General features: G+C 68.3%; 21 protein-coding genes. 6 read left to right on the top strand and 15 right to left on the bottom strand.

Going from position 1 to position 26,548, the window contains the following annotated elements:
• Nucleotides 1-83: 83 nt before the first annotated feature.
• Nucleotides 84-587 (top strand): LapA family protein, encoded by a 504-nt coding sequence (locus ACN0WF_RS06250; protein ID WP_417771941.1) that lies wholly within the window; start codon nucleotides 84-86, stop codon nucleotides 585-587.
• A 60-nt stretch (nucleotides 588-647) separates the two neighbouring features.
• Here ACN0WF_RS06250 and ACN0WF_RS06245 read toward each other — a convergent pair whose 3' ends face one another.
• The 15 genes from ACN0WF_RS06245 to ACN0WF_RS06175 form a co-directional block, all read right to left on the bottom strand.
• Nucleotides 648-1,271 carry a trimeric intracellular cation channel family protein gene (locus tag ACN0WF_RS06245; protein WP_417771940.1) on the bottom strand — a complete coding sequence of 208 codons (624 nt, stop codon included), beginning with the start codon at nucleotides 1,269-1,271 and terminating at the stop codon, nucleotides 648-650.
• 136 nt (nucleotides 1,272-1,407) lie between these two features.
• Nucleotides 1,408-2,034 carry a nucleotide exchange factor GrpE gene (gene grpE / locus ACN0WF_RS06240; protein WP_417771939.1) on the bottom strand — a complete coding sequence of 209 codons (627 nt, stop codon included), beginning with the start codon at nucleotides 2,032-2,034 and terminating at the stop codon, nucleotides 1,408-1,410.
• Between the two features lie 163 nt (nucleotides 2,035-2,197).
• Entirely contained in the window at nucleotides 2,198-2,518 is a 321-nt protein-coding gene (gene trxA, locus ACN0WF_RS06235; protein ID WP_417771938.1) for a thioredoxin, read from the bottom strand.
• Nucleotides 2,519-2,630: 112 nt separating this feature from the next.
• Nucleotides 2,631-6,164 (bottom strand): double-strand break repair helicase AddA, encoded by a 3,534-nt coding sequence (addA, locus tag ACN0WF_RS06230; protein ID WP_417771937.1) that lies wholly within the window; start codon nucleotides 6,162-6,164, stop codon nucleotides 2,631-2,633.
• On the bottom strand, nucleotides 6,161-9,283 hold the full coding sequence (gene addB, locus ACN0WF_RS06225; protein WP_417771936.1) for a double-strand break repair protein AddB: 3,123 nt from the start codon (nucleotides 9,281-9,283) through the stop codon (nucleotides 6,161-6,163). Before addB ends, addA begins: the two co-directional genes overlap by 4 nt.
• 102 nt (nucleotides 9,284-9,385) lie before the next feature.
• Nucleotides 9,386-10,111 (bottom strand): nucleotidyltransferase family protein, encoded by a 726-nt coding sequence (locus ACN0WF_RS06220; RefSeq protein ID WP_417771935.1) that lies wholly within the window; start codon nucleotides 10,109-10,111, stop codon nucleotides 9,386-9,388.
• A 24-nt stretch (nucleotides 10,112-10,135) separates the two neighbouring features.
• The gene (gene tsaE, locus ACN0WF_RS06215) at nucleotides 10,136-11,734 is read right to left on the bottom strand and encodes a tRNA (adenosine(37)-N6)-threonylcarbamoyltransferase complex ATPase subunit type 1 TsaE (protein ID WP_417771934.1); all 1,599 of its coding nucleotides are present in this window, start codon (nucleotides 11,732-11,734) and stop codon (nucleotides 10,136-10,138) included.
• Between the two features lie 9 nt (nucleotides 11,735-11,743).
• A complete protein-coding gene (locus tag ACN0WF_RS06210) occupies nucleotides 11,744-14,164 on the bottom strand; it encodes an ATP-binding protein (protein WP_417771933.1) in 2,421 nt (806 codons plus the stop codon).
• A gap of 311 nt (nucleotides 14,165-14,475) precedes the next feature.
• Nucleotides 14,476-15,873 (bottom strand): adenosylhomocysteinase, encoded by a 1,398-nt coding sequence (gene ahcY / locus ACN0WF_RS06205; protein WP_417771932.1) that lies wholly within the window; start codon nucleotides 15,871-15,873, stop codon nucleotides 14,476-14,478.
• Between the two features lie 229 nt (nucleotides 15,874-16,102).
• On the bottom strand, nucleotides 16,103-16,516 hold the full coding sequence (locus ACN0WF_RS06200) for a glyoxalase superfamily protein (RefSeq protein ID WP_417771931.1): 414 nt from the start codon (nucleotides 16,514-16,516) through the stop codon (nucleotides 16,103-16,105).
• Between the two features lie 216 nt (nucleotides 16,517-16,732).
• The gene (locus tag ACN0WF_RS06195) at nucleotides 16,733-17,023 is read right to left on the bottom strand and encodes an HPr family phosphocarrier protein (RefSeq protein ID WP_417771930.1); all 291 of its coding nucleotides are present in this window, start codon (nucleotides 17,021-17,023) and stop codon (nucleotides 16,733-16,735) included.
• A gap of 13 nt (nucleotides 17,024-17,036) precedes the next feature.
• Complete coding sequence (locus tag ACN0WF_RS06190) at nucleotides 17,037-17,441, bottom strand: PTS sugar transporter subunit IIA (RefSeq protein ID WP_417771929.1); 405 nt, start codon at nucleotides 17,439-17,441, stop codon at nucleotides 17,037-17,039.
• A 235-nt stretch (nucleotides 17,442-17,676) separates the two neighbouring features.
• A complete protein-coding gene (locus tag ACN0WF_RS06185; protein ID WP_417771928.1) occupies nucleotides 17,677-18,126 on the bottom strand; it encodes an HPr kinase/phosphorylase in 450 nt (149 codons plus the stop codon).
• Nucleotides 18,123-19,955, bottom strand: coding sequence for a stimulus-sensing domain-containing protein (locus ACN0WF_RS06180; protein WP_417771927.1), 1,833 nt, complete (start codon nucleotides 19,953-19,955; stop codon nucleotides 18,123-18,125). Before ACN0WF_RS06180 ends, ACN0WF_RS06185 begins: the two co-directional genes overlap by 4 nt.
• Nucleotides 19,956-20,041: 86 nt before the next feature.
• Entirely contained in the window at nucleotides 20,042-20,740 is a 699-nt protein-coding gene (locus ACN0WF_RS06175) for a response regulator transcription factor (protein ID WP_417771926.1), read from the bottom strand.
• 530 nt (nucleotides 20,741-21,270) lie between these two features.
• Between ACN0WF_RS06175 and ACN0WF_RS06170 the strand changes: the two genes are divergently transcribed.
• The 5 genes from ACN0WF_RS06170 (at nucleotide 21,271) to ACN0WF_RS06150 (ending at nucleotide 26,522) form a co-directional block, all read left to right on the top strand.
• Complete coding sequence (locus ACN0WF_RS06170; RefSeq protein ID WP_417771925.1) at nucleotides 21,271-22,884, top strand: phosphoenolpyruvate carboxykinase; 1,614 nt, start codon at nucleotides 21,271-21,273, stop codon at nucleotides 22,882-22,884.
• A gap of 171 nt (nucleotides 22,885-23,055) precedes the next feature.
• Nucleotides 23,056-23,409: an XdhC family protein gene (locus ACN0WF_RS06165; protein WP_417771924.1), complete on the top strand. Its 354-nt coding sequence runs from the start codon at nucleotides 23,056-23,058 to the stop codon at nucleotides 23,407-23,409.
• 3 nt (nucleotides 23,410-23,412) lie between these two features.
• Nucleotides 23,413-24,132 carry an XdhC family protein gene (locus tag ACN0WF_RS06160; protein WP_417771923.1) on the top strand — a complete coding sequence of 240 codons (720 nt, stop codon included), beginning with the start codon at nucleotides 23,413-23,415 and terminating at the stop codon, nucleotides 24,130-24,132.
• Entirely contained in the window at nucleotides 24,129-25,760 is a 1,632-nt protein-coding gene (locus ACN0WF_RS06155) for an NTP transferase domain-containing protein (protein WP_417771922.1), read from the top strand. Before ACN0WF_RS06160 ends, ACN0WF_RS06155 begins: the two co-directional genes overlap by 4 nt.
• Before the next feature lie 111 nt (nucleotides 25,761-25,871).
• Nucleotides 25,872-26,522 (top strand): L,D-transpeptidase, encoded by a 651-nt coding sequence (locus ACN0WF_RS06150; protein WP_417771921.1) that lies wholly within the window; start codon nucleotides 25,872-25,874, stop codon nucleotides 26,520-26,522.
• The last annotated feature ends 26 nt before the right edge of the window (nucleotides 26,523-26,548 follow it).

Genomic DNA, 26,548 nt, shown 5'->3' with positions numbered 1-26,548 from the left:
CGCCAGCCAAGGGCGTCAGCGGACCCCGCTTCCGGGCCTTGCCCCGGAAACGCCACGACCTTGCGGGAGAAGGCAGGGTACGGTTGCCACCGACGCTCGGTGAAGCCGTCGCCTACTGCGGCGTCTCAAGCCAGAGCCGCGATGCCATGCGCCCGTCCAACGTCCGCAGTCGCACACTCTGTGCGCTGCCGGTTCCGGCGCCAGCCAGGACCAAAATCGGAGAGAACACCGTGACCCGCTTTTTGAAAAATCTCGTGCTCGTGCCGATTGCGATCGTGCTCGTCGCACTTGCCGTGGCGAACCGGCACGTGGTCACGTTGTCGCTCGATCCCTTCGCCAATGCCGATCCCGCCATCAGCATCACCGCGCCGCTGTTCTGGTTCCTGTTCGCCGGCGTCGCCTTCGGGGTTTTCATCGGCGGTGTGGCGTCCTGGGCCCGCCAGGGCAAGTGGCGCAAGGAGGCACGCGTCAAGCGCCGCGAGGCCAACCGCTGGCACGAAGAGGCTGATCGTCTCAAGATCGCCAGTCAGCCTGAAGCTTCGAGCTCGGCGTCCCTGCCGGCACCGGGCTCGCGCAACGCGGCCTGACGCCCGACCATGACGCCCGACCCTGACGCCCCACATGGGGCGGCCAGGGAGCCACTGCCTTCAGGGCGCGTGATCTTCCGGCGGATTGTAGGTCGGAAGCGACCAGCCGAAGTGGATCGCGCCGCCGCGCAGGAGAAGCGCCGCCGCGCCGCCACCAAAGGCCGCAGGCCAGGCCGGGACGCCGGCAAGCGTCAGCGCGACATAGGCCATCGCTCCGGCGAAGGCGGCGGTGATGTAGATTTCCTGCTTGAGAAAAGCAGAAGGGAGCCCGGCGATCACGTCGCGCACGATGCCGCCGAAGGTTGCCGTCGCCACGCCCATCAGAACCGCCACGACGGAGGAATGTCCAAGGCTCAGCGCCTTGGCTGCGCCCATGACCGAATAGGCCGCAAGCCCCAGTGCATCGGCCCATCGCAGGGGCTTGCTCAGACGCTCGAAGAGAGACGCGAGACCCCACATGGCAGCACCGATCGCGATGCAGACAATCACATAGATCTGGTTTTCCACCCAGAAGACGGGTGCCCCGAGCAGCAGATCGCGCAAGGTGCCGCCGCCAACACCGGTAAAGACGGCGAAGAAGACGAAGGCCAGCGGGTCAAGCTTCAGCCGCGATGCCACGATGGCGCCGGTGACGGCAAAGACCGCCACGCCGAGGAAGTCCAGAAACTGGAGCATTGTCGCCATCGCCGTTCCCCGGGTCTGAGACGGTTCAACCGAAAAAGGGCCGGCGCGCACATGCGCTAGCCGGCCCTTGCCATCATCTGTCCCGGGAGCTGTCCGGCGAGGCCTCGCCGAGGCCTCCCGCCGTATGCGTGGGTCCTCAGGCGGTCCTGTCGACCGTCGCTCCGGGGGTGCCCTGCGCCGCATCCGGCTTCTTGTCCTTCGGGCCGCCCTTGGAAACGCCGACCATGGCCGGACGCAGCACCCGCTCGCCGATCTTGTAGCCGGCCTGCATCACCTGAACGACCGTGTTGTTGGGGACGTCCGGGTTCGGCACCTCGAACATCGCCTGATGGAAGTTCGGATCGAACTTCTCGCCGGCCGGATCGATCTTCTTCACGCCGTGCTTCTCGAGCTGGTTGAGAAAGTCGCGCTCGGTCATCTCGACGCCCTCGATCAGGGCGCGCATGGCCTCGTCGGCGGCGGAGCGCACCTCATCGGACACCGCATCCAGCGCGCGACGCAGATTGTCGCTGACGCCGAGCATGTCGCGGGCGAAACCGGAAACCGCATAGGTGCGGCTGTCACCGATTTCCTTTTCCGTGCGGCGACGGAGGTTCTCCATCTCCGCCATGGTGCGCAGCATCCGGTCCTTCAGCTCGGCGTTTTCCGCGCGCAGCGTCTCGGTCGGATCCTCCGCACCTTCGGTCGTCACCTCGGCCTCGGTCGCCGCCGCGGCGGCGGTCTCGTCGGTCATGCCGGTCTCGGTGTTGCGCGTGTCACTCATCGTGGTCAGAACTCTCGAACATCATGTGAAACGGAATTGGCTGCGGGGGTCTGCCCCCCGAACCGGAAGCGCGCGTGTTTCGCCCCGCCGAAATCGACGAGACGAAACATGCGCTATCCTCTGCCCGGCCGGACGGCTCCGGCCGGCGAAACGGGCGATGGTATCAGGACGAGGTCCGGATCCAGTCGGCCAGCTTGTTCTTCGGAGCGGCGCCGATCTGCGTCGACACCGGCTCGCCGTCCTTGAACAGGATCAGGGTCGGGATCGAGCGGACACCGTACTTCACCGCCATGTTCTGGTTCTCGTCGATGTTGAGCTTGGCGATCTTGACGCTTTCGCCCATCTCCTCGGAAATCTCCTCAAGAGCCGGGGCGATCATCTTGCAGGGACCGCACCACTCTGCCCAGAAATCGACGACGACCGTGCCGGAGGCCTTGAGAACGTCCAGCTCGAAGGATTCATCCGTGACGATAGTGGTGGCCATGTGTTGCCCTTTCCAAGTGGGAAGGCCGCCGCGCATCCCGTGATGCGCGCGCGCCCTTGTGTTGTGCAGAAAGTAGGAAGGCCGCCTGCCGGCGTCAAGCAAGCGTTCCCTCTCAGGCAGGGGAAAGGGCGGCCAGCGCGGCCTCCAGGCGCGCCGCGGGCAGTTCGACCAGCTTCGGGCCTGCGGTAAAGAGAAGCGCGGCGCGCACGACGCGCCCGGGATAGAGCCCGCCAAGCAGAGCGGAATAGACCGCAAGCTGCGTGACGTAGCTCTCGCCGACGGCATCCTGCGAGGCCGGCACCAGCCTGTCGGTCTTGAAGTCGACGAGAAGCACCTCTTCAGGCGTGACGCTGAGCCGGTCGATCTGGCCGGAAACCTCAACCTCGGTGCCGTCGGGTGCGGCGATACGACCGACAATCGGCACCTCCGCCCGTGCCGTCGGGTCGAAGACGGCGGCGAATTCCGGAGCCTCGAGAACACCGAGCGCCTCTTGCGCCAGCGTGGCCGCCGCATCCGCGAGGTCCTCCGGCAGATAGGCCGCGAGGTAGCGCAGGGCGGCGGCGCGGCGCGCGGCGGCTGGAAGATCCGGCAGCATCTGCAGCAGCCGGTGCAGGTGACGCCCCCGCTCGAGCGCCAGCGACGCCGGAACGCCTCCTCCCGCGGACACGCCCCATCCGGCCGAAGCGCGTGCCGCCTCGAGACGGGACACGGCGGCGATTGCCTGGGGCGCGTCCTTGGTCTCCATTTCCTCAAAAGCGGTCGAAGGGTTGAGCCGGCGCGGGCGCGGCACCGCCGCGACGGGCCGTGACAGCCAGTCGGGCGTGATCCCGCCGCCGCTCCCCGCGTCTTCGGCCGTGGAACCGGCCTCCCGGCCAAGCAGCGGCGGCGGGGTCACCCGCCCCTGCGCCTGCCAGATGCGACAGGGCGCGCCCGTCGCGGTCTCGCCGTCGCGCGCCGTCGGACCGAGCCCGGCGGAAACCAGCGCGTGCCAGCAGCCTTCCGCCTGACCGCGCGCCGGCGCCCAGCCGCAGACGACGAGCCGGTCCTTGGCCCGTGTCATCGCCACATACAGAAGCCGGCGATATTCCTCCTCCGCGGCCTCGCGCAATCCGTCGACGGCCTGCGCATGCCAGTCGGTGCGGTCCTTGGCAGCCGGCAGCCAGACGAGTGCTGGAGCGCGCGTTTCGCCGCGCGGATAGCTGACGAAGGGCTTGTCGTGCTGGGACGGCGCGGGCGCGCCGCCGCCGTCCACCAGCACCACCAGCGGCGCCTCGAGCCCCTTTGCGCCATGCACGGTCATGATGCGCACCACGCCGCGGGCTGCATTGAGCTCGCGCTTCACCTGGGTCGGTGCGGCAGCGAACCACGCCAGGAACCCCTCGAGCCCAGGCGTTCCCGTCTGCTCGAAACCGAGCGTCAGCGCCAGGAACTCGTCGAGGATGTCGTCGACCTCGTTTCCCAGCCGGGCGCGAAAGGCGCGTCGCCCACCATCGGCGCCGAGCAGCCTGGCATAGAACTCGAAGGGCGGCATGAAGTCGGCGCGCGCGCGCCAGTCTTCGATACGCTCGCGGATCGCGCCCCAGAAGGGATCGTCCTGCGAGCGGCGCAATATCGATTGCCACAGCGTACCGGACCGCCGGGTCGCCGGGTCGGGACGGGCGATGGCGAAGAGCTGCTCTTCCGAGATGCCGAAGAGCGGACCGCGCAGCACCGCCGCCAGCGACAGATCGTCCTCGGGCAGCAACAGGAAGCGGCCGAGCGCCACCAGATCGGCGACGGCGATATGCTCGTTGAGAAGCAACCTGTCGCTGCCGGCGACAGGCACGCCCGCCTGCTTCAGCGCCCGGGTCAGCGCGTCGACGAAGGGCCCGCGCTTGCGCACCAGAACCAGCACGTCGCCGGGATCCGCCTCGCGCCTCTTCCACCACGCATCAATGGTCTCGGCAAGCCGGGAAGCCAGCCGGGAGACGGGGCTTGCCGCCGACAACCGGTCAAGCGGGGCAGTCCAGTCGTCCGGCTCGGCAAGCGTCTCTGTCTGCTCCGGGCTCCAGATCTCGACCATGCCGGGCTCGTTGCGCCGGATCGCCTCGTGCACGGGGGCCCCCTCGTCCTGCGACAACCCCTTGTGCGCGGCGGGCTCGGCGAAGACCAGGTCGACGGCGGAGAGCACGTCGGGACGGGAGCGAAAGGAGAGCGTCAGCTCCAGACGCGAGAAGTTTCGCTCCGCCTCCTCGGCGCGGCGCGCGAAATGGCGTCGCATCTCGGCGAAATAGGCCGGAACCGCGCCCTGGAAGGAGTAGATCGACTGTTTTTCGTCGCCAACCGCGAAGAGCGTGCGCAGGCGCGGGTTGGATGTTTCGCCGGCGAAGAATTCCTCCGCCAGCGCCCTGACAACCTGCCACTGCTGCGGGCTGGTGTCCTGCGCCTCGTCGACGAGGATATGATCGAGCCCCTGGTCGAGCTTGTACTGCACCCACAACGCCGCGTCGGAACGGGCCAGGAGATTGGCCGTGCGGATGATCAGGTCCTCGAAGTCCATCAGGCCGCGCCGCGTCTTCTCGCCCTCATAGGCATCGAGCATGGCGTCGGCGAGGCGCAATGCGGCCTCCGTTCCAGCCAGTGCATAGGCGGCGCGCCAGCGTTCCAGCAACCGCTCGAGGCGGGCCTGTTCCGCCGCAAGATCCTCGGCAAGCTCGGGGTTGGCGCTGGCCACCGCCTTGCCGGCAAGGCTCTTGGTCGGCGTCAGCTTGGCCGTGAAGAAGGCGGCAAGCCAGGTCGCCCGCCAGCTCGAAAAATCCTCCGCGACGATGCCGGCGCGCAGCTTCTGCGCCCGGGCGACGTCATTCGCCCCACCCGTGGCAAGCAGATCGGCATAGTGCGCGGCGCGGGTCGCGTCGAACACCGTCTCGCCGCGCATGCGCCACTCGACATCGGCGAGCGTCTCGTCGGGGTCAAGGCCGAAGCCACGCCGCAGCTCGCGCAGGCCCTCCTGCAGCGACCCCGCCTCGACAAGCCACGCGCGCAGGTCGTTGCGCCGCGAGACGAGCTCGGCGAGCACCTCCTCCACCGACTTGTCGGCCATCTCTGAAATCAGGAAGCCGAGCGCCCGGCCGAAGGGGCTTTGCGGATCGCGCTCCGCCGCGCCCATCACCTTCGCCCGCGCCGTCGCGAGCAGTTCCGCCGCCTGCCGGTCGTCAAGCACGCTGAAATGGCCGGCGACATTCGCCTCGAGGGGAAACTGGTGGAGCAACGCCTCGCAGAAGGCATGGATGGTCTGAATCTTCAGCCCGCCCGGGGTCTCCAGCGCGGTGGCGAAGAGGTGGCGGGCGCGCGCGAGGCGCGCTGCATCCGGCGTCTCCCCCTCGATCTCGGCAATCTCGTCGGCAAGCGCGGCATCATCGAGCGCGGTCCAGGCGCCAAGCGTGTCAAAGACGCGGGTCGCCATCTCGGCGGCGGCGGCCTTGGTGAAGGTCAGGCAGAGGATGCGCGAGGGTGCCGTGCCGGCCAGCAGCAGGCGGATCACCCGCCGCGACAGGACGAAGGTCTTGCCCGAGCCGGCATTGGCGCTCACCCAGGCGGACCGCCTGGGGTCGGCGGCAAGCGCCTGACGCTCACGGGTGGCCTGGGGAACCTCGATATGGCTCATGCCTCGTCCTCCCCGCCGAGCGCCCATTCGCGTACCCGCGCCAGATGGTCGTAGCGCCCGTTCATATCTCCCTCCGTCATAACCCTTGCGCGAGAGAGATAGCCGCGCTCGGGGTTCTCGTAGACAGCGAGAAGCGCGCGCGTGCGTGCCAGCGCCTCATCGGCGAAGTCCTCCAGCGTCACGCCCTTCGCCGGCCCGCGCGCCCCCTCCTCGATCGGATCGCGACCGCCGGAAAGACGCAGGTAGAGAAGCTCGGAAACCGGCAGTCCGGAGCCGACCTCGGCGAAACCGCCCTCCTTCGCCATCGCCGCCTCCAGCGGCAACTGCGGGGCAAGCAGCGCGGCAACCTGGCCGATGCTCGGCATCCGGCCGGTCTTGTAGTCGACAATGGACAGCGTGCCATCCTGCATCCGGTCGATGCGGTCGGCACGGCCGCTCAGGGTGATCCGCCGTCCCGGCGCCAGATCGATCTCCAGCGCGCCGGCGATCTCGAGATAACGCTCGTCCACCTGCTTCGCGCGTTCCGCCTCGAACCGCACGAAGGCGTCGGCAATCCGCACGAAGCGCAACCACCATACGGCGCGGATCGCCGGAAAGGCCTCGAGCGGAGCAAAGCGGCGGCGGCCGATCTCGACGAGATGATCATGGGCCGCCTCGTCGAAGGGGCCCGTCCAGCCGGCAAGGAACTCGGCCAGGCAATCGTGGATGATCGTGCCCTTTTCCGCCGCTCCCGGATCGCCGCCGATGGGGTCGACCGGATCAAGACCGAGCACCCGGCGCGCATAGACCGCATAGGGGTCGCGGATCAGCGTCTCCACTTCGGTGACGGAAATGCGCGGCGGGCGGGCCGCGACGGGCGGCTTCGGCTCGGGCCGTTCCGCGGGCTTCGGCGGACCGGTGACGTCGAGCATGGCCGTCAGCGCCTTGAGCGCGTCGCCGCGCGCCATCATCGCCTGTGTCACGTCCTTGCCGAGCAGCGTGGTCAGGCGCAACAGCCAGCGCGAGGGCACGGTCGGGGCACCATCGGCGCGCTCGGCGCGCGACAGGATCACCTCGCGTGCGCCCAGCCCCTGGGTGAAATCATGGGCAGCACCGCCGATGCGGCGTTCGGGAGGATCAAGACCGAGCCCACCCTTCATCGGCCGGCTGAGCCAGGGGTCGTTGCGCGTCGATTGCGGCCAGGTGCCCTCGTTGAGCCCACCGAGAACCATCACGTCGTAAGCCTGGAGACGCGCCTCCATCGGACCGAGGATGGCGATGCGCGGATCGCCGGGCAACCGGCGGCGGATGTTGATGCCGGAGACGAGTGCCTGGAACACCGCCGGCCAGTCCCGGGCCGGCACGCACAGCCCCGCCGGATCGGCGGCGAACATTTCGGCGAAGGCGGCGGCAAGCCCCTCCCCCGCCTCGCCGGCATAGAGTTCGGGGGCCTCGCCGGTCTCGTCGCGGGCGAGCGCGACGAGAACCGCCTCATGGGCCGCGACCAGCGCGGTGACCTCGATCGCGCCCTCCGCCTCACCCAGTTCCTCCAGCGGCTTCAGCGCCTCGCCGAGGCGGGCGACGAGGCCGAGCACCGCTTCCCAGTCATCGGCGTGGATCTCCTTCCAGCGCGGCATCGGCCCGGCTTCCTCGGAAACCGCGATGTCGCGCGCCGCCGCGACGGCACGCAGCAGACCCTCGCTGCCGGCGCGGGCGCGCGGCCCGCGAAGCACCGCGCGCTCCAGCGCCCGGGCAGCCGCGCGAATTTCCTTTGCCGGCAAACCGAGGCGGGCGAGCGGGTGCTTCAGCAGCGCCAGCAGCGCCACCGGCTCCAGTCCGCCAAGGGCCAGATCGGCGGCGAGACGGGCCAGCACGCCTGGCGCGGTCTGGTCGAGCGGGCGACCGGCGCTGTCGTCAGCCTGGATGCCCCATCGCGCCAGTTCCACGGCAACGCGGCGGGCCAGAGTCCGGTCGGGGGTGACAAGGGCAGCGGTCTTTTCCTGCTCCACCGCGCGGCGCAGCGCGACAGCGACGCACAGCGCCTCGTCCGCCTCGTTGCGCGCGGCAAGCAGTCCCACATCGGCAAAAGCCGCCAGGCGGTCGGCCTGCGGATACCGGATGGCGACCAGCGGCCATTCATCCGTCGTCTCGGCCGGGCGCAGCGCCTCGCCGACAAGCCTGTCGCGCAAGGCAAGAGCGGGATCACCACCGGTAACCAGCTCACGCACATCCTCCGGCGCGCACCCAAGGGCGGCCAGCAGCCGCAGCATGCCATGCTGCGGGTGGCTTGGCGTTCCGGTCTCGCCGCCCGCCGCGAGAATGGCGTTGCGCGCGCGCTGGTCGAGCCCCTGGTCGAAGCCCGGCAGCACGATGGCCCCTTGCGGGAGAGCGGCGACGGCGGCGAGCAGATCGGCCGTCGCCGGGATGGAGCCGGTCGTGCCGGCGACAATGACCGGCCCCTTCGGCGGATCGGCGCGCAGGCGGGCAGCCTCGCGACGGATCAACGCCGAGCGGCGCGCCTTCGGGTCCATCGCGCCGCGCCCTTCGAGATAAGCCGGCCAGTGCTCCATGGCGATCTTGAGGAAATCCAGCGTGATCTGCCAATAGCGGGCAAAATCTTCCGGCACGAGCCGCCCCAGCCCGGCCCAGGAGATCTCCTCCGTCTCGACCTCGTCCATCAGCGCGATCAGGTCGCCGGCAAGCCAGGCGGCATCGGCGGCGGAGGCAGGCGCGCGCAGAACCGCGCCGGGCGGCAGCCCCAGCACGTCGCGGCGCAAGGCGCCTTCCCAAGCGTCGACCAGGCGGGTCATCGCCATGCGCCGCTCCATTTCCGGCAAAGCCGGCGGCAGGCCGTCGACGGCCGGGCCGGAACCCAGGAGAAGGGCATCTTCCTCCACGTCGCCAAGCGGGCGGATCACCGGCAGCAATGCCGCCCTGCCACCAAGGCGCTTCTGCAGCAGCGCGGGCAGGCTGCGCGCGGCGCGGCGGGTCGGCACGTAGAGCGTGACGCCGGCAAGCGCCAGCGGGTCCTCGTGCGGCACGAACCCCTCGATCAGTCGGCCTTCCAGCAGCGCATCGACCAGCGCCGGCAGAAAGGGCGTCGAGGGCGGCAGCGTGAAGACATTCGGCGAGACGGTCATGGCATGGGATCCGGCAGGAAACGGGGAGGCGCGGGCAAGCACGCGGAACGACCGCGGGGCGGCGGAGCGGGCAGGCGGCGGAGCGGGCAGGCGGCGGAGCCGTCAGCGCGCCGTATCGGCGATGGCGCGTTCCGCGTCGACGACCGCCTGCGGCGTGCCCACATGAAGCCAGGTGCCGGCCATCGGCACACCGTAGAGCCTGCCGGCGGCAATCGCCACGTCGAAGAGCCGGTTGAGCGAAAAGGCCCCCTGCGGCGCATCCGTGAAGAGGCGCGGATGCAGGATCGCCGCGCCTGCATAGGCGAAGGGCGCCTCGGCGCGCGCGCCGCGCCGGACAAGCCGCCCCACCTCGTCGCGGAAGAAGTCGCCGGCTCCATCAAAGCCGACCGCCCGGCTGCGTTCGGCGAGCAGCAGGAGCGCATCCATCTCGCCATCGTCCCAAAGCGCGCGAAGACTGTCGAGCGCCGGCGTCTCGCCCTCGATCCAGGTGCTGTCGGAGTTGAGCAGGAAGAACGGCGCTTCGCCCAGAAGCGGCAAGGCCCTTAAGATTCCGCCACCGGTTTCCAGAAGCTCGGCGCGTTCGTCGGAGATCTCCGGTCTTGGCGTACCCTGCCAGCCGGCCACATGCGCCTCCACCTGGTCGGCAAGGTAGTGCACGTTGACAACACAGACGTCGACATCGGCGACGGCGAGCTTGTCGCGAGCCCTGTCGAGCAACGAGCGCCCGGCGACCTCGATCAGCGGCTTGGGGCGCGTGTCGGTGAGCGGACGCATGCGCGTGCCAAGCCCGGCGGAAAGCACGATCGCCCGGGTCGGATGGCTGGCCAAGTCTGCCTCCCTTTCGTTGTGTCGTCAGTTCCGGCCCGGCGCGAGCAGGGCGGCCATTTCCTCGTCTACACCCGCGAACCAGCGGCGCAGCGGCGCAAGCGCGGGGTCGTCGAGCGCACGGGCGAGATAGTCGCGCACGCGCGGCAGGTGAGCGAGATACTGCGGCTTGCCGTCCCGCCGGTCGAGGCGCACGAAGACGCCGAGGATCTTTGTCGCCCGCTGCGCGGCCATGACCGCGTAGTCATGCCGGAAGCCGGCCGCGTCGAAGCCCGCGTCGCATGCCTGCCGCCGTGCGACGTAGCGTGCGACCAACGCGGCCTCCAGATCTCTTGGCACGGTGACGCGCGCGTCCATCGCCAGCGAGGCGACGTCATAGGCATCCGGGCCGATCACCGTGTCCTGGGTGTCGACGATGCCGATCCGGTCGGTTCCCTGCCTGTCGCCGCGCCAGATCAGGTTCGGCGAATGATAGTCGCGCAGGACCCAGGTCTGCGGACGGGCCTGCGCGGCCGCAAGCAGCGGCCTCCACAGGGCATGGAACTCCGCGCGCAGCGCCTGCGTCACCTCGACGCCGGCGGCCGGCAGATACCAGTCGGGATAGAGATCCGCCTCCGTCAGGAAGGCATCCATGTCGAAATGCGGGAGCCGGTAGCTCTCGCCACCACCGATGCCGGCGGGCAGCGGCAGCACCTCTTGCGGCGGGGCGGCATGCAGGTCTGCCAGCACATCCATCGCCGCCGCATAGCGCTGCGGGTCGGGGCGGCCGTCGACGAGCACGCCGTCGCGCCCGAGATCCTCCTGCAGCACCAGACCGGCGTCGAGATCGGCGGCAAGCAGCGCCGGGGCGGCAAGGCCGCGCGCGCGCAGCGCCTCGCAGACCGCCGCCACCGCGTCGATGGTGTCCGGCAGATGCACGATCTCGGCGTAGCTGAGGCCGTCGCGCAACGGCGGCGAAGACGGTCGGGCCGCCGGATCGGCGTTCATCAGGATCGCGCTGCGTCCCTCTTGCGTGATCACCTCGTAGCGGCGCGGCGAGGCATCGCCCTGGAAGTAGCGCCGGCGCGCCAGGCCGAACCCAGCCTTGGCGAGAAGCGCGCGGATGGCCAGGGTCCGCACGATGCGCCCGCCCCAGGTCCCGCTTTCCCAGGACAACTGCACCTGGCGGGCGTCGTCGCCCTCCCCGGCCGGAGCTATCCTTACCACCAGCCGGCTGGCGGGAATGTGATCGGGCGCACGCTCCGGCCATTCAACCAGTGCCGCACCCGTCTCCAGCATGTCGTCGAGCCCAAGCTCGTCGGCCTCTTGCGGATCTTCCAGGCGGTAGAGATCAAGATGGGCAACGGGAAAGCGGCGCAGGGCATAGCCCTGCACCAGCGTGAAGGTCGGGCTCGGCACCTCGAGCGCGTCGTCATCGGCCAGCGCGCGCAGCAGGGCGCGGGCGAGGGTCGACTTGCCGGCGCCCAGATCGCCGACGAGGCAGAGGCAATCGCCGGGCGCGAGCACCATCGCCAGGTCCTCGGCGAGACGACAGGTCGCCGCCTCGTCGCAACAGGTGAGGGAAATCTCGCCGGCGCCGTTCACGCTCGGCCCGGACGCCTGGGAGGGACGCGGCGGCTGCTGCATGTCGCTCAGCTATTCGGCGGCGTGCTGGATGGCTTCGGGGGAGACGGGAAATCGGCAGACGACACGCGTGCCGACCCCCTCTTCCGACTCGATGTCGACCGCGCCGCCATGCAGCTCGACGAAGCTCTTGACGATGGACAGTCCGAGCCCGGCTCCGCGCCGCCGCGATCCGGCGTCGCGGCCGACGAACCTGGCAAAGACCTGGTCGAGCATGTCTTCGGGAATGCCGCAGCCATGATCGCGGACCATGAACTCCAGCGTCCCGTTCTCGCGCGTGCAGGCGACATCGATGGCCCCGCCGACATCGGAGAAGCGCAATGCGTTGGAGAGCAGATTGAACAGCACCTGGCGCAGGCGTCTTTCGTCGGCCTCGATCACGCCGACATTCGGCGCGATGTCGAGGTTGAGCGAGATGCCGCTGTCGGCCAGCCGGTCCTTGAGCCCCTCGACCGCCGCCTGCACGGTGCGGGCAACGTCGACCGAGGAAACGTCAAGCTCCATGATGCCGGCATCGATCGTGGCGAGGTCGAGAATGTCGTTGATGATGGCCAGCAGCGCCGAGGACGACGACAGGATGTAGTCGACATATTCGCTCTGCTTCGTCGTCAGCGGCCCGAACTTCGGATCGGACAGGAGCTGGGCGAAGCCGATGATGTTGGTCAGCGGCGAACGCAACTCATACGAAACATGCTGGATGAAGGCGTTCTTGAGCTGGTCGGCCTGTTCCAGAGCCTCGTTCTTGTCCAGCAGCGCGCGCTCGATATTCACCGAGTCCGTCACATTGACGAAGGTCACCAGCGTGCCGCCATCGGGCAGCGGCACCGTGGCGTAGTCAATCGCCTCGCCATTCTCGCGATCCATCCGGCCGAACACCGGCTCGCGGTTGTCGGCAAGGCTCGTCACCGCCGTGACAAGGCGCTTCCAGGTCTCCGCCTCGTCTGGCTCCAGCATCGGCTGGTCGACGATGCGGGTGATATGCGGGCTGTCGCCGAGCCGCTCGTCGGCGAGGCTCCAGATCCGCTCGAAAGCCGGGTTCCACAAACGCAGGCGTCCGTCGGAGCCGAACACGGCGACCGCCTCGGACAGATTGTCGAGCGTTTCGCCCTGAACACGGATCAGCGAATTGTAGCGGCTCTCCAGGTCGAGCCGCTCGGTGACATTCTCGTAGATGTAGGTGACACCGCCCTGCGGGTGCGGGTTGGCGATGACGCGCAGCGTGCGCCCGTCCGGCAGATGCCACCAGAACTCGCGCGGTTCGAGCGAGGTGTAGCTCTCCAGCAGCTTGTTGCGCCAGCCGCGATAGTCCGCCTGCTCGGGCAGCTTGCGCGCCGCGCGCAGCGCATCGAGAAGCGCTCCATCGGTCGGCATCTGCTCGAGGAAGTTTGAATCGAGGTCCCACAGCGCCCGGAAGGCGGCATTGTAGAACTGCAGCCTGCGGTCGGCGCCATAAATGGCAACGGCGGTGGCGAGCTGGTCGAGGGTGCGGGCGTGGAAATCGATGGTGCGGCCAAGCTCCTGGCGCACGTTCTCCAGTTCGCTGACATCGACGGCGATGCCGCCGGCGGCATTGTCGGCGACCAGATGGGTGACATCGAAGATCCGCCGCGCGCCGGCGGCGACGATGGGCATGCGCGCCCGCGCAAAGCCGTCTCCGCCGCGTCCCTTCTCGATGATGCCGCGCCCCTTCTCGTCGAGGAACTCGGTGCCCGTTTCAATCGCGGTCTCGGGATCGGCGACTTCAACCGCTCGCGCATAGGCGGCGTTGACCCAGACCAGCGCGCCATCGTCGTCGCGCAGCCACGCCGGCCCGGCAAAGCCGTCCAGCATGGCCCGCATCATCGCCAGTTCGCGCGTCTGGGCGTCGTGCCGGCTGGCAAGCAAGGCGTGGGTCTTGCGCTCGCCGGTCAGGTCGCGCAGGCGCAACATCGGCGCGCTGGCGGCAACGCGGCCGCGCACCTCGACCAGTCCGCCGGCGCTCGTCGTCACCACGAGATGGAAGGGCTCGCCTTCCTTGCGCAGCCGCGCCACCGCATGGTCGAGCATGGCGGCGGGCTTGGAGTCGAGCCAGGTGCCGAAGGCGAGCAGACGCGAGGCGGAGCGGGGAACGCCGGAATTCTCGTCGAGCACGCCGGCAACCATCGGCTCGGCGTCGTCATGCCAGACGACGATGCGCTGATCGTCGGAGGCGATGAGGCTCTCCAGCCGGTCGACGCGCGCGGCAAGCCGGGCGCCGGTCTCGCGCGCTTGTGCAAGTGCGGCTGCCGAAGCACGGTTGCGGCGCATCAGTGCGACGGTGGCGGTAACGGCAAAGGCGACGGCACCGCCGATGGCGGCGATCCATACGACTTTCTCGGCATCGACGGGCGAAAGGGAAAAGGCCGTCCCGAGCGCGCTGCTCTCATGAGCGGAGGCGCTCGCGGACACGGACACCAGAGCCGCCAATGCGGAACCGGACCGCAAAAGCGATTTCAGACTCCCGTTCCGCCACGCGCGATTACCACACGCGTGTTGCAAGCCGTCCCCCGGCATTCGCTCGATCCTTTACCGCCGCATTTTGGCCGAAACGGCCCACCGGATCAGTTCTGCCTCACGAACCGACCGATTCGCAAAGACCATAGCGCAAAGCCGAATCGCGAAGAAGAGTGCGTTACCGAAAAGTAAACGGGGGCCGTGTCATCCACAGCCCCCGTCAACAGGTCAGCTATCGGGCGAAACGCGCCGGAAACGGCGCGTCAGCGCGATCAGTAGCGGTAGTGTTCCGGCTTGAACGGCCCGGAGACCGGGACACCGATGTAGTCGGCCTGCTCCTTGCTGAGCTCGGAGAGCTCGACGCCGAGCTTGGCGAGATGGAGACGCGCAACGCGCTCGTCGAGGTGCTTCGGCAGCACGTAGACGTCCTTCTCGTACTTCTCCGTGCGCGTCCACAGCTCGATCTGGGCAAGCACCTGGTTGGTGAAGCTCGCCGACATGACGAAGCTCGGGTGACCGGTGGCATTGCCGAGGTTGAGCAGACGCCCCTCGGAGAGAAGGATCATGCGCTTGCCGTCAGGGAACTCGACCATGTCGACCTGCGGCTTGACGTTGGTCCACTTGTAGTTCTTCAGCGCCTCGACCTGGATCTCATTGTCGAAGTGGCCGATGTTGCCGACGATCGCCATGTCCTTGAGAAGGCGCATGTGCTCGAGCGTCACGACGTCCTTGTTGCCGGTCGTGGTGATGACGATGTCGGCGGTCGGAGCGGCCGTCTCGAGCGTCACGACCTCGAAGCCGTCCATGGCGGCCTGCAGGGCGCAGATCGGGTCGACTTCGGTGACGCGCACGCGCGCACCGGCGCCGCTGAGGCTGGCTGCGGAGCCCTTGCCCACATCGCCGTAGCCGCACACGACGGCGACCTTGCCGGCCATCATCACGTCGGTGCCGCGACGGATGCCGTCGACCAGGCTTTCCTTGCAGCCGTACTTGTTGTCGAACTTCGACTTGGTGACGCTGTCGTTGACGTTGATCGCCGGGAACGGCAGCAGGCCCTTGGCCTTGAGCTGGTACAGACGGTTGACGCCCGTCGTCGTCTCCTCGGAGACGCCCTTGATGTCGTCGCGCTGGCGGGTGAACCAGCCAGGGCTCGCGGCAAGGCGCTTGCGGATCTGGGCGAAGAGAACCTTCTCCTCCTCGGAGCCCGGATTGGAAAGAACGTCCTCGCCCGCCTCGGCGCGCGCGCCAAGCAGGATGTACATGGTGGCGTCACCACCGTCGTCGAGGATCAGGTTCGCCGTGCCTTCCTTGAACTGGAAGATGCGGTCGGCATAGTCCCAGTATTCCTCAAGGGTCTCACCCTTCTCGGCGAACACCGGAATGCCGGCGGCCGCGATCGCGGATGCCGCATGGTCCTGCGTCGAGAAGATGTTGCAGGACGCCCAGCGCACCTCGGCGCCGAGCGCGACGAGCGTCTCGATCAGCACGGCCGTCTGGATGGTCATGTGCAGCGAGCCGGCAATGCGCGCGCCCTTGAGCGGCTTCTTCTCGCCAAACTCTTCGCGGCAGGCCATCAGGCCGGGCATCTCGGTCTCGGCGATATCGATCTCCTTGCGACCGTAGTCGGCGAGAGAGATATCCTTGACGTAGTAATCGGTTGCGGTGCTCATCGGTGTCGTTCGCTCGCTTTTCGTTGAACGTCGTGGTTCGCTGGGCCATTCGCCCCCGCCACGGATCCCCCGACCCGCAGGCGGCAATCTTGCGGCGCATCATCCAGCTCCAGGGCGGACGGCTGCGCCTGACACCGGCCAGAACGAAACATGGTCCGGCCGGCGCCGGAACCCCGACAGGCTTATAAGCCGGGATGCGATACAAAGCAATAAGGATATAAAGATTTCTTTATGTCCTACTTGCCGAACTGTCCCGAACCGGTCCGGCCACGTCGATCCGATTCCCGTCGGGATCCGCGAAGACGAAGGCCCGCAGGCCGTAGTCGTGGGTTCTCAATCCCTTCAGGATGCGCAGGCCGAAGGAGCGCACCAGGGCGTGCAGGGCATCGACATCCCCGACCATCATGTGCGCGACGGCAAAGGCCGGCGGCTTGTGCCCGGGCTGGAGCGTCAGGTGCACTTCGGCATCATCGCGTTTCAGAATGACGAAGCCGACCGGGTCGCCATTCTGGAAAACACGCTCGAAGCCGAGGCCGTGCTCGTAGAAGGCCAGCGCGCGGGCCATGTCGGACACGGGAAGGGTCGCCGCAATCCGCCCGAACCGGGTGGATGTGAGTGCGGTCGCAAGGTCTGTTGAAGTCATGCAAGGGCCCGATAATGGGCCGGACCATCGGCGGCGGGATACAGTGATCCGGCTCGTCCGCAGCCCGGATAATGCGCGGCTCGGCGCGCAATGACATTCGGGACGGTGCCCGGCGCGACCCTAGCAGTCTCTCAAAGCGCTGTTCAAGGGCCAGCATCGCAAGCCCCAGGGCATCACCAGGATATCGAAGAAGGAGCCAAGGCGTGGGGCGCGTGGTCAGTCGGTCTCGCCGAAGCCGCCTTCGACCAGTTCGGCGATCGCGGCAAGCGCCGCATCGGCCTCGCGGCCGGAGGCGCTGACACGAATGCAGCAGCCCGGACTGGCGGCAAGCATCATCAGACCCATGATCGAGGTGCCGCCGACGGACTGCCCGTCCCTGGTGACGGTCACCTGGGCATCGAAGGTTTCGACCAGCTTGACGAGCTTGGCGGAAGCACGCGCGTGCAAGCCCCGTCGGTTGACGATGACGAGTTCGCGGTCGGGTGTTTCGGTTGCGGCTTGGGGCATCTTCCTGTCTCGTTCAGCCGTGACCGGACAGAACCTGGCTCGCGACGGAAATGTACTTCTGACCGGCCTTGCGAGCTTCCTCCACGGCGGCAGCGACCGCGCTGTCGGCACGCACGCTGGCGAGCTTGATCAGCATCGGCAGGTTCACGCCCGCGATGACCTCGATCTGGGTCCCGTCCATCACCGAGATCGCGAGGTTGGACGGGGTGCCGCCGAACATGTCGGTGAGAAGCACAACGCCCTGGCCGTCGTTGACCTCCTCGACAGCGGCGAGAATGTCCTGGCGGCGCTGCTCCATGTCGTCGTCCGGGCCGATGCAGATCGTCGCGATCTGCTCTTGCGGTCCCACGACATGCTCCAGTGCCGACTTGAACTCTTCCGCCAGGCGCCCGTGAGTGACGAGTACGAGTCCGATCATGCCCTGTCCGTCATTGTTTATTTTCACGCCGGGTTTGTTTTCACGCCGGCCGCGCTGCCCCCCGGCGACCGGACGAGCGGCTCTGCATTTGTTTACGCAAAACCGAACCGACCGGACCATTCGCTGGCCGGGCGCCCAATGTCCGCAAGCCTGCATTGCAGTGCAAGGAAAATCGGCGCGTTCTGCATGGTTTTTCGCCAGATGGCGCCAAAGTGCACCGCAAAGCGCTTGCCGATCAAAGCCTTGACAGAATTGTCAGGGCGACGCCAGCTGGATCCGATGCCGGAAACACCAGCCGCGCGAGGCGAATGCCGAGAATTTCCGCCGAAAGGTCGTCCGGCGGCGGAAGGCGCTCGATGTCCTGCGCGGGCAGCAGGTCGACGACGAGCCGCAGCACCGCGGCACGCTCCGCGACAATGGGCACGATGCCCTCGCCACGCCGTTCCCAAAGGCCGGCGAGCGCTTCCGGCGCGGCCGCCAGAAGCCGGCCCGCACCGGTGCGGAGCACCACCCTGTCGTCGGCCACATGAGCGGCGAAGCGCCCGCGCCCGCGTGCCGCGCTGACCAGCAGGTCGGCAATCCGGGACTTGCCCGCCCCCGAGGCGCCGCGCAGCAGCACGCCCGAGGCGCCGATGAGGACGCAGGTGCCGTGCACGCTGACGGGCGGAGCGCCCGGCTTGCTCACGACTTCCTCTCCGCCGGCAGCGTCACCGTGAAGCGGGCGCCCAGCACCCTCGCCTCTCCCGTGTCCGGGTCGGTCTCCTCCCGGTTCTCGACCGAGATCGTGCCGCGGTGGGCCTCGACGATCTGGCGTGAGATCGACAGGCCGAGGCCGGAATTGTTGCCGAAGCCCTCCGCCTCCGGCCGGTCGGTATAGAAGCGCTCGAAGATGCGGTCGCGCAGGTCCTCGCGGATGCCCGGCCCCTGATCATCGACCGTGATGATCACCGCATCGGCCGTGCGCGCCGCCGAGATCACCACCTTGCCGCCCTCCGGCGAGAAGGAGCGGGCGTTGTCGACCAGATTGTTGACGACCTGCGCCAGACGGCTGTCGTGGCCGAGCACCCGGTAGGGATGATCGCGGCGCGAGGGCTTGATCACCACCTCGACGCGGGCCGCCGAAGCATCGGCGCGCTCATTGGCGAAATCGCTGACGGTGCGCAGCAGCGTCGCCACGTCGACCGGGCCGGCGTCGGCCCGCGCCAGCTCGGCGTCGAGCCGCGAGGCGTCGGAAATGTCGGTGATCAGCCGGTCGAGCCGGCGCACGTCGTGCTGGATCACCTCCATCAGCCGGGCCTGTGCCTCCGGCTTGCGGGCAAGCGGCAGGGTTTCCACCGCGCTGCGCAGCGAGGTGAGCGGGTTTTTCAGCTCGTGCGCCACGTCGGCGGCGAAGGATTCGATCGCGTCCATGCGGTTGTAGAGCGCATTGGTCATGTCGCGCAGGGCCCGCGCCAGATGGCCGATCTCGTCGCGGCGCTCGGAAAACTGCGGGATCTCCTCGCGCGATTTGATGCCCCGGCGCACCCGTTCGGCCGCGGCGGCGAGACGGCGCACCGGGCCGGCAATGGTGCCGGCGAGCAGGATCGAGAGCACCATGGTCACGGTCGCCGCCACCAGGAAGACGCGGACGATGGCGACGCGCTCGGCGCGCACGATGGCGTCGATATCACCGCCCTGGGTAGACAGCAGCAGCGAGCCGAGCACGGCGCGGAAGCGCTGAACCGGCACGGCGACCGAAACGATGAGCTCGCCGCGCGGCGAGACGCGCACGACACTGGCCGGCGACCCGGCGAGCGCCGCCTCGACCTCGGGATAGGCGCGGCCGTTGCCCGCGCCGATCTCCTCGTAGAGCGGCAGGTCGCCACGCCGGAACCACAGCTTCACGTCGGCCCAGAAGCGGTCCCAGATGCCCGGCTCCTCCGCCGTCGGCGGCGGCAGGTCGAAGCGCAGGATCTGGCCGCGTGCGTAGAGATGGCGCGAATCGAGGATCAGGATGCCCTCGGGATCGTAGATCCGCGCGCGTGTGCGCGTCGGCGAGATCAACCGCCGCAGGACCGGCGCGACGCGCTCCGGGTTGATCGGGAAGTCGGTCAGCCGGCCGGAGTCCGTCGGCGAGATGCTTTCGCCCGCCTGAAGCTGGAGCAACTGCTCGGGATCGACCATCAGCCCGTCGGTCTCGACGGTCGCGGAGGCCGCGATGGCCCCGGCGATGATCTCGCCCTGGGTGAGCAGGCTCTGCACGCGCGCGTCGATCAGGCCGGCGCGGAACTGGTTGAGATAGAGGATGCCGCCGACCATGGCGCACAGGCCGGCAAGATTGAGCACGAGGATGCGCCGGGTCAGCGAGGAGGTCAGATAGGGACCGAGCAGCCCGCCGATGCGGCCGAGGAGGCGGCGGCGGACGCGGCGGCTGCCGAGCGTCCTGAGCGCGGCCGGGCGTTCGCCGGAGGCAGGCGCCGTCGTCGCCCGCGCCCGACCGTCGCCGCCCGCATCTGTCTCAGAATCGGCCGTCATTCGCGCTCTTCTCTGGCACACTCGCATCATGCCCGCGCGCGGCGCGCGGGCGAGACCTGCCGGCGAGGCCCGCCGGACGGCGCGGTTCAGCCTTCGCGGAACCGGTAGCCGACGCCGTAGAGGGTCTCGATCATGTCGAAACTGTCGTCGACGATCTTGAACTTCTTGCGCAGCCGCTTGATGTGGCTGTCGATGGTGCGGTCGTCGACATAGACCTGGTCGTCATAGGCGGCGTCCATCAGCGCGTTGCGGCTCTTGACGACGCCCGGGCGCTGCGCGAGCGCATAGAGGATCAGGAACTCGGTGACCGTGAGGGTGACCGGCTGCCCTTTCCACATGGAGGTATGGCGCTCCTGGTCCATGACCAGGTCGCCACGCTCGAGAAGCTTGTCGCTTTCCGGCTTCACCGCGGCCGCGTCGCGCGGCTGGACCCGCCGCAGCACCGCCTTGACCCGCTCGACCAGCAGACGCTGGGAGAAGGGTTTGCGGATGAAGTCGTCGGCGCCCATCTTGAGGCCGAACAGCTCGTCGATCTCGTCGTCCTTCGACGTCAGGAAGATCACCGGCAGGTCGGACTTCTGGCGCAGCCGCCGCAGCAGCTCCATGCCGTCCATGCGCGGCATCTTGATGTCGAAGATCGCAAGGTCGGGCGGATCCGTGATCAGCCTGTCGAGTGCGGAAGATCCGTCCGTATAGGTAAAGACGCGATAGCCCTCGCTTTCCAGCGCGATCGAAACGGAAGTCAGAATATTGCGGTCGTCATCAACTAGCGCGATCGTCGGCATGGTCCCGGCCGGGCCCCCATTCATCTGTCAGTAAGCGGTGTATCAGGCTTGGCGTTGCAATTGCGCATAAATTATGGCGAGCACAAGGGCTGACAAGTGCCGAAGGAACATCTCACGGCCGAGATCGCCGTCCCTTGCGTCCGGCGGCTTCCTCTTTTCAGCCGCCGTCCGCGCCCGCTGCGAGGCCTCCCCGCCGGCCGCAGATGAAATGAATATTCCACGCAAGCCGGCTTCCCGATCCGATTAGTTTTCCAAGTAAAATAATACCTGCAAGGATAATCCGGCACTAAATCGATTTAAGGCACCCTTCGACAGCTTCGTTTCGCTTGTTGAAAGAAATCCCATCCACTAGGTTCGCCTTGCTCAAAACGAAGATGGACAGCGTTGTCTTGCCACATCCGGAACGGCCATGCCGTGCGGAGGGGTCAACGCACTCCGGGCGATCTCGCGTCCGGCAGAAACCGGACGACCTCGCGTCCGGAAGAACATGCAAACGCATCATCGGCGAAGCGAACAGGGATCCAGGAAACATGGCGGACAAGGGCGTAGGGCAGCAGTCGGCTCCCGTTGACACGGGCGGGCTGACGGGGCTCGGCGAGCTTCATCACAATCTCACGGCACCTGCGCTCTATGAGCATGCCCTGAGCCGGGGCGAGGGCGAGCTTGCCGCCGGCGGCGCGCTCGTCGTCGAAACCGGCGTGCACACGGGCCGTTCGCCCAAGGACAAGTTCGTCGTGTGCGACGACACCACCCGCGACAGCGTGTGGTGGGACAATTCCGCCGCGATGACGCCCGAAGCCTTTGCGACGCTGCATGCGGACATGATCGCCCACGCCAAGGGCATGTCGCTCTACGCGCAGGATCTCTACGGCGGCGCCGACCCGGCCCACCGTCTGAGCGTGCGCGTCTTCACCGAATACGCCTGGCACTCGCTCTTCATCCGCAACCTGCTGATCCGCCCTCAGGCGAGCGAGCTCGCCGGCTTCTCGCCCGAGATGACGATCATCGACCTGCCGAGCTTCAAGGCCGACCCCGAGCGTCACGGCTGCCGCACCGAGACCGTCATCGCCTGCGACTTCACCAACAAGATCGTGCTGATCGGCGGCACCTCCTATGCGGGCGAGATGAAGAAGTCGGTCTTCTCGTTCCTGAACTTCCTGCTGCCGGCGAAGAACGTCATGCCGATGCACTGCTCGGCCAATGTCGGTGACGATGGCGACACGGCGGTCTTCTTTGGCCTCTCGGGCACCGGCAAGACCACCCTTTCGGCCGACCCCTCGCGCACGCTCATCGGCGACGACGAGCACGGCTGGGGACCGGAGGGCGTGTTCAACTTCGAGGGCGGCTGCTACGCCAAGACGATCAAGCTGTCCGCCGAGGCCGAGCCGGAGATCTTCTCCACCACCCAGCGCTTCGGCACCGTGCTGGAGAACGTCGTCATGGATCCCGCGACCCGCGCGGTCGACTTCGACGATGGCTCCAAGACCGAGAACACGCGCTGCGCCTACCCGATCGACTTCATCTCGAACGCCAGCGAGACCGGCCGCGCGCCGTGCCCGCAGAACATCATCATGCTGACGGCGGATGCCTTCGGCGTGCTGCCGCCGATCGCCAAGCTCACCCCGGCGCAGGCCATGTATCACTTCCTGTCCGGCTACACCGCGAAGGTTGCCGGCACCGAGAAGGGCGTGACCGAGCCGCAGGCGACATTCTCGACCTGCTTCGGCGCACCGTTCATGCCGCGCCACCCCTCCGAATACGGCAACCTGCTGCGCGCGCTGATCGCAGAGCATGAGGTCGACTGCTGGCTGGTCAACACCGGCTGGACGGGCGGCGCCTATGGCACCGGCCACCGCATGCCGATCCGCGCCACCCGCGCGCTGCTTGGCGCCGCGCTCGACGGCTCGCTGCGTGACGCAGAGTGCCGCACCGACGCGAACTTCGGCTTCGCCGTGCCGGTCGCCGTGCCTGGCGTCGATCCGATGATCCTCGATCCGCGCTCCACCTGGGCGGACAAGGACGCCTACGACCGACAGGCCGCCAAGCTGGTGGAGATGTTCGTGTCGAACTTCGCCAAGTTCGAGAGCCATGTGGACGGCACGGTGCTGGCCGCCGCCCCGACGCTGGCTGCCGCTGCCGAGTAAATCAGGCACCGCGAGACCTCAAGAGGGGCGGGTCCGGCAACGGGCCCGCCCCTTGCTTTTGAGCACCCTTGTCAGGCCCTTGCCTGGCCATCGCCGCTCCCGTCCTTGCCGGGCCTGTGCAGACGCCCCACTTGGGGCCTATAGTTCGGGCGGGAAACGGAGATCCGCACCATGCAGAACGATGCCGCCGCAGCCGATCCGCTGACACTTGCCGAGGCCTGGGCGCGCGAGGGCCGCAACGTCGCGCTGGCCACCGTGATCGAGACCTGGGGCTCGGCCCCGCGCCCGGTCGGGGCGCATCTCGTCATCGACGCCCAGGGTGATTTCGAGGGCTCCGTCTCCGGCGGTTGCGTCGAGGGCGCGGTCGTCGCGGAGGCCGAAGACGTCATCGCCACCGGCACTCCGGCCATGCTCGAGTTCGGTGTCGCCGACGAGACCGCATGGCGCGTCGGCCTGTCCTGCGGCGGGCGCATCCGCGTCTATGTCGAGCCGCTCACCGGCACCGCCGACGACGGAAGGGGCTAAGGCATGGATCTCGAGCTTCTCTCGCGCTTCAACGCGGCGCGCAGCGGCCGGCGCGCCGTCGTGCTTGTCACGCCGCTGGAGGCCGGCGCGGCCGGTCGCCAGCGCATCGTCACGCAAGCCGACGACCTGATCGACAACCTGGCCAGCGATCCCTTTGGCACGGAGATTTCGGCGCGGCTTCTCTCCGGCAAGTCCGGCATCGTCGAAGGCGCCGACGGCAGCCGGGCATTCCTCACGGTCAGCGTCCCGCCGCCACGCCTCGTGCTCATCGGCGCGGTTCATATCGCCCAGGCGCTGCTGCCGATGGCCGGCATCGCCGGCTTCGACGTGACGGTCATCGATCCGCGCACCGCCTTCGCCACGCCCGAGCGCTTCGCCGGAGGGCGTCTGCTTGCCGAATGGCCCGAGGATGTTCTGGCCGATGTGGCGCTCGATCCCTACACCGCCGTTGCCGCCCTCACCCACGACCCGAAGATCGACGACGTCCCGCTGAAGGCCGCGCTGGAGGCGAACTGCTTCTATGTCGGCGCGCTCGGCAGCCGCAAGACCCATGGCGCCCGCCGAACGCGGCTGCTGGAGGCCGGTGTCACGGACGCCGCGTTCGCGCGCATCGACGCGCCCATCGGCGCCGATATCGGTGCCGCATCGCCGGCCGAGATTGCAGTCGCGGTGCTTGCCAATGTCATCGCCGCGCTGCGCAAGGGAGGGGAGCGCCGGCCTTGAAGTTCGGACCCCGCGCCACCCGGGAGAGCGAGGACTGCCTGCTCGCCCACACGATCCGCCTTGCCGATGGCGCCCTGAAGAAGGGGCGCCGGCTGTCGGGAGATGACATCGCGCGGCTGCTGGCGGCCGGCATCGAGGAGATCGTCGTTGCCCGCCTGGAGATCGACGACTGCCACGAGGACCGGGCGGCGGAACGGCTGGCGCGCGCCGCCGACGGCGGCGGCCTGACGCTGGAGCCGCCTTTCACCGGGCGGGTCAATTTCCAGGCCGCCGCAGATGGCGTCCTGGTGGTGGACAAGGCGGCCGTCGACGCGGTCAACCGGGTGGACCCGGCGCTGACCCTGGCGACGCTGCCGGCCTGGTCCCGCGTGGCGCGCGGACGCATGGTGGCGACCGCCAAGGTCATTCCCTTCGCCGTTGGCGAGACCTCCGTTCGCGCCGTGGAGGCAGCGGCCGCGCGGGCCGTGCGCGTCGCTCCCTTCCGCCCGCGCAAGGTCGCGATGGTGGCGACCGTGCTTGCCCATCTCAAACCCTCGGTCATGGACAAGACGCGGCGCATCACCGAGGCGCGCCTGGCCGTGTCGGGCTCGACGCTGACGAGCGAGCGCCGGGTCGCGCATGAAACCGGAGCCGTTGCCGAGGCACTCGGCGCGCTGTCGCACTGCGGGGCGGACCTCATCCTGGTTTTCGGCGCCTCGGCAATCGTCGACAGGGACGACGTCATCCCGGCCGCGATTCGCGCGGCCGGCGGGCGTCTCGTCCACTTCGGCATGCCCGTCGACCCGGGCAACCTCCTGCTCCTCGGCGAGATCGGCAAGGTGCCGGTGATTGGCGCTCCGGGTTGCGCCCGCAGCCCGAGTGAGAACGGTTTCGACTGGGTGCTCGACCGCCTGATGGCCGATTGTCCGGTCACACCGGAAGACGTCATGTCGATGGGTGTCGGCGGGCTGCTGATGGAGATCGGCTCGCGTCCCCAGCCGCGCGAGGAGACGGCAAGGGCCGTGCCGCAGCCGCGCAAGGTCGCCGGCATCCTGCTTGCCGCGGGCAGGTCGCGGCGGGCCGAGGGCGTCAACAAGCTGCTGGCGCGCATCGACGGGCGCCCGCTCGTGCGCATCGCCGCCGAGCACGCACTGGCAAGCAGCCTGTCGCGGCTGATCGTCGTCACCGGCCACATGCACGCGGACATCCGCGACGCGCTGGCCGGCCTCGACGTCGACATCGTTCACAATCCCGACCATGCGGAGGGAATGGCCGGCTCGATCCGCACCGGGGTCCAGGCGCTGCCTGCCGACGCAGATGCCGCAATGGTCCTGCTTGCCGACATGCCGCGGATCGACGCGCATACGCTCGACCGGCTGATCGCCGCCTATCGGCCGGAGGCGGGACGCGCCGTCGTCGTCGCCACCGCTGGCGGCAGACGCGGCAATCCGGTGCTCTGGGACCGGGCCTTCTTCAGCGCCCTTGCCCGCCTCGAGGGAGATATCGGCGCGCGTCACGTCATCGGCGAGAACGCCGGCATGGTCGTAGAGGTGGAGGTCGGCGAGGCCGCGCGCCTCGACCTTGACACCCGCGAGGCGCTGCGTGCGGCGGGCGCCGAGCCGGTGGACGCCGCTGCTGCGCAGGATTGACCTTTTCCCGCATTTGCATCGTAATGCTTCCGACATGTGCGGCGGCTACGGATCCTCTTGGGCGTTCGGCAGCCGACCTGAGGTGACCTTGCCGGGAGGAGGAGAGACGGCATGACCACCCCGTTTACGCGACGAGGCATTCTGACCGGCGGCGCGGCGCTTGCGGCGCTTGCCAGTTTTCCCGTGCCGGCAATCGCCGCCTCGAAATGGTTCGTCGGCTCGCTGAGCGACAACGGCTTTGCCTATCGGGCAACCAATTTCGACGTGATCAAGCCCCAGTGGCGCCGACAGATGGTGAAATACCTGTCGCATGAATCGCCCGGCACCGTCGTCATCGATACCCGCAACCATTACCTCTACTGGATCTGGGAGAACGACACCGCGCTGCGCTACGGCGTCGGCGTCGGCCGCGAGGGCTTCAAGTGGTACGGCCGCGCCCAGATCAAGCGCAAGGCGCTGTGGCCGCGCTGGGTGCCGCCACCCGACATGCTGAAGCGCCAGCCGGACCTGCCCCGTCTGGTCGAAGGGGGAGCCGCCAACAACCCGCTCGGCCCCCGCGCCATGTATCTCTACAACGACGATGGCGGGGACACCGGCTACCGGCTGCACGGGACGCTCGAACCCTGGAGCATCGGCTCCGATGTTTCCTCCGGCTGCATCCGCATGTTCCCGGAAGACATCGTCGATCTCTACCAGCGCTGCCCGGTCGGAACACGGGTTTCCGTGCTCGAGCACCTCGGCGCAAAGCCGCAGAATGGCTGAACGACAAGCCAGGCGAGCGGCCCTCG

Origin of the sequence: Stappia sp. (genome assembly GCF_048268045.1) — a bacterium.
Classification (GTDB): Bacteria; Pseudomonadota; Alphaproteobacteria; order Rhizobiales; family Stappiaceae; genus Stappia.
Note: the sequence above shows the minus strand (reverse complement) of the source record. Positions and strands in the feature narration are given on the sequence as shown.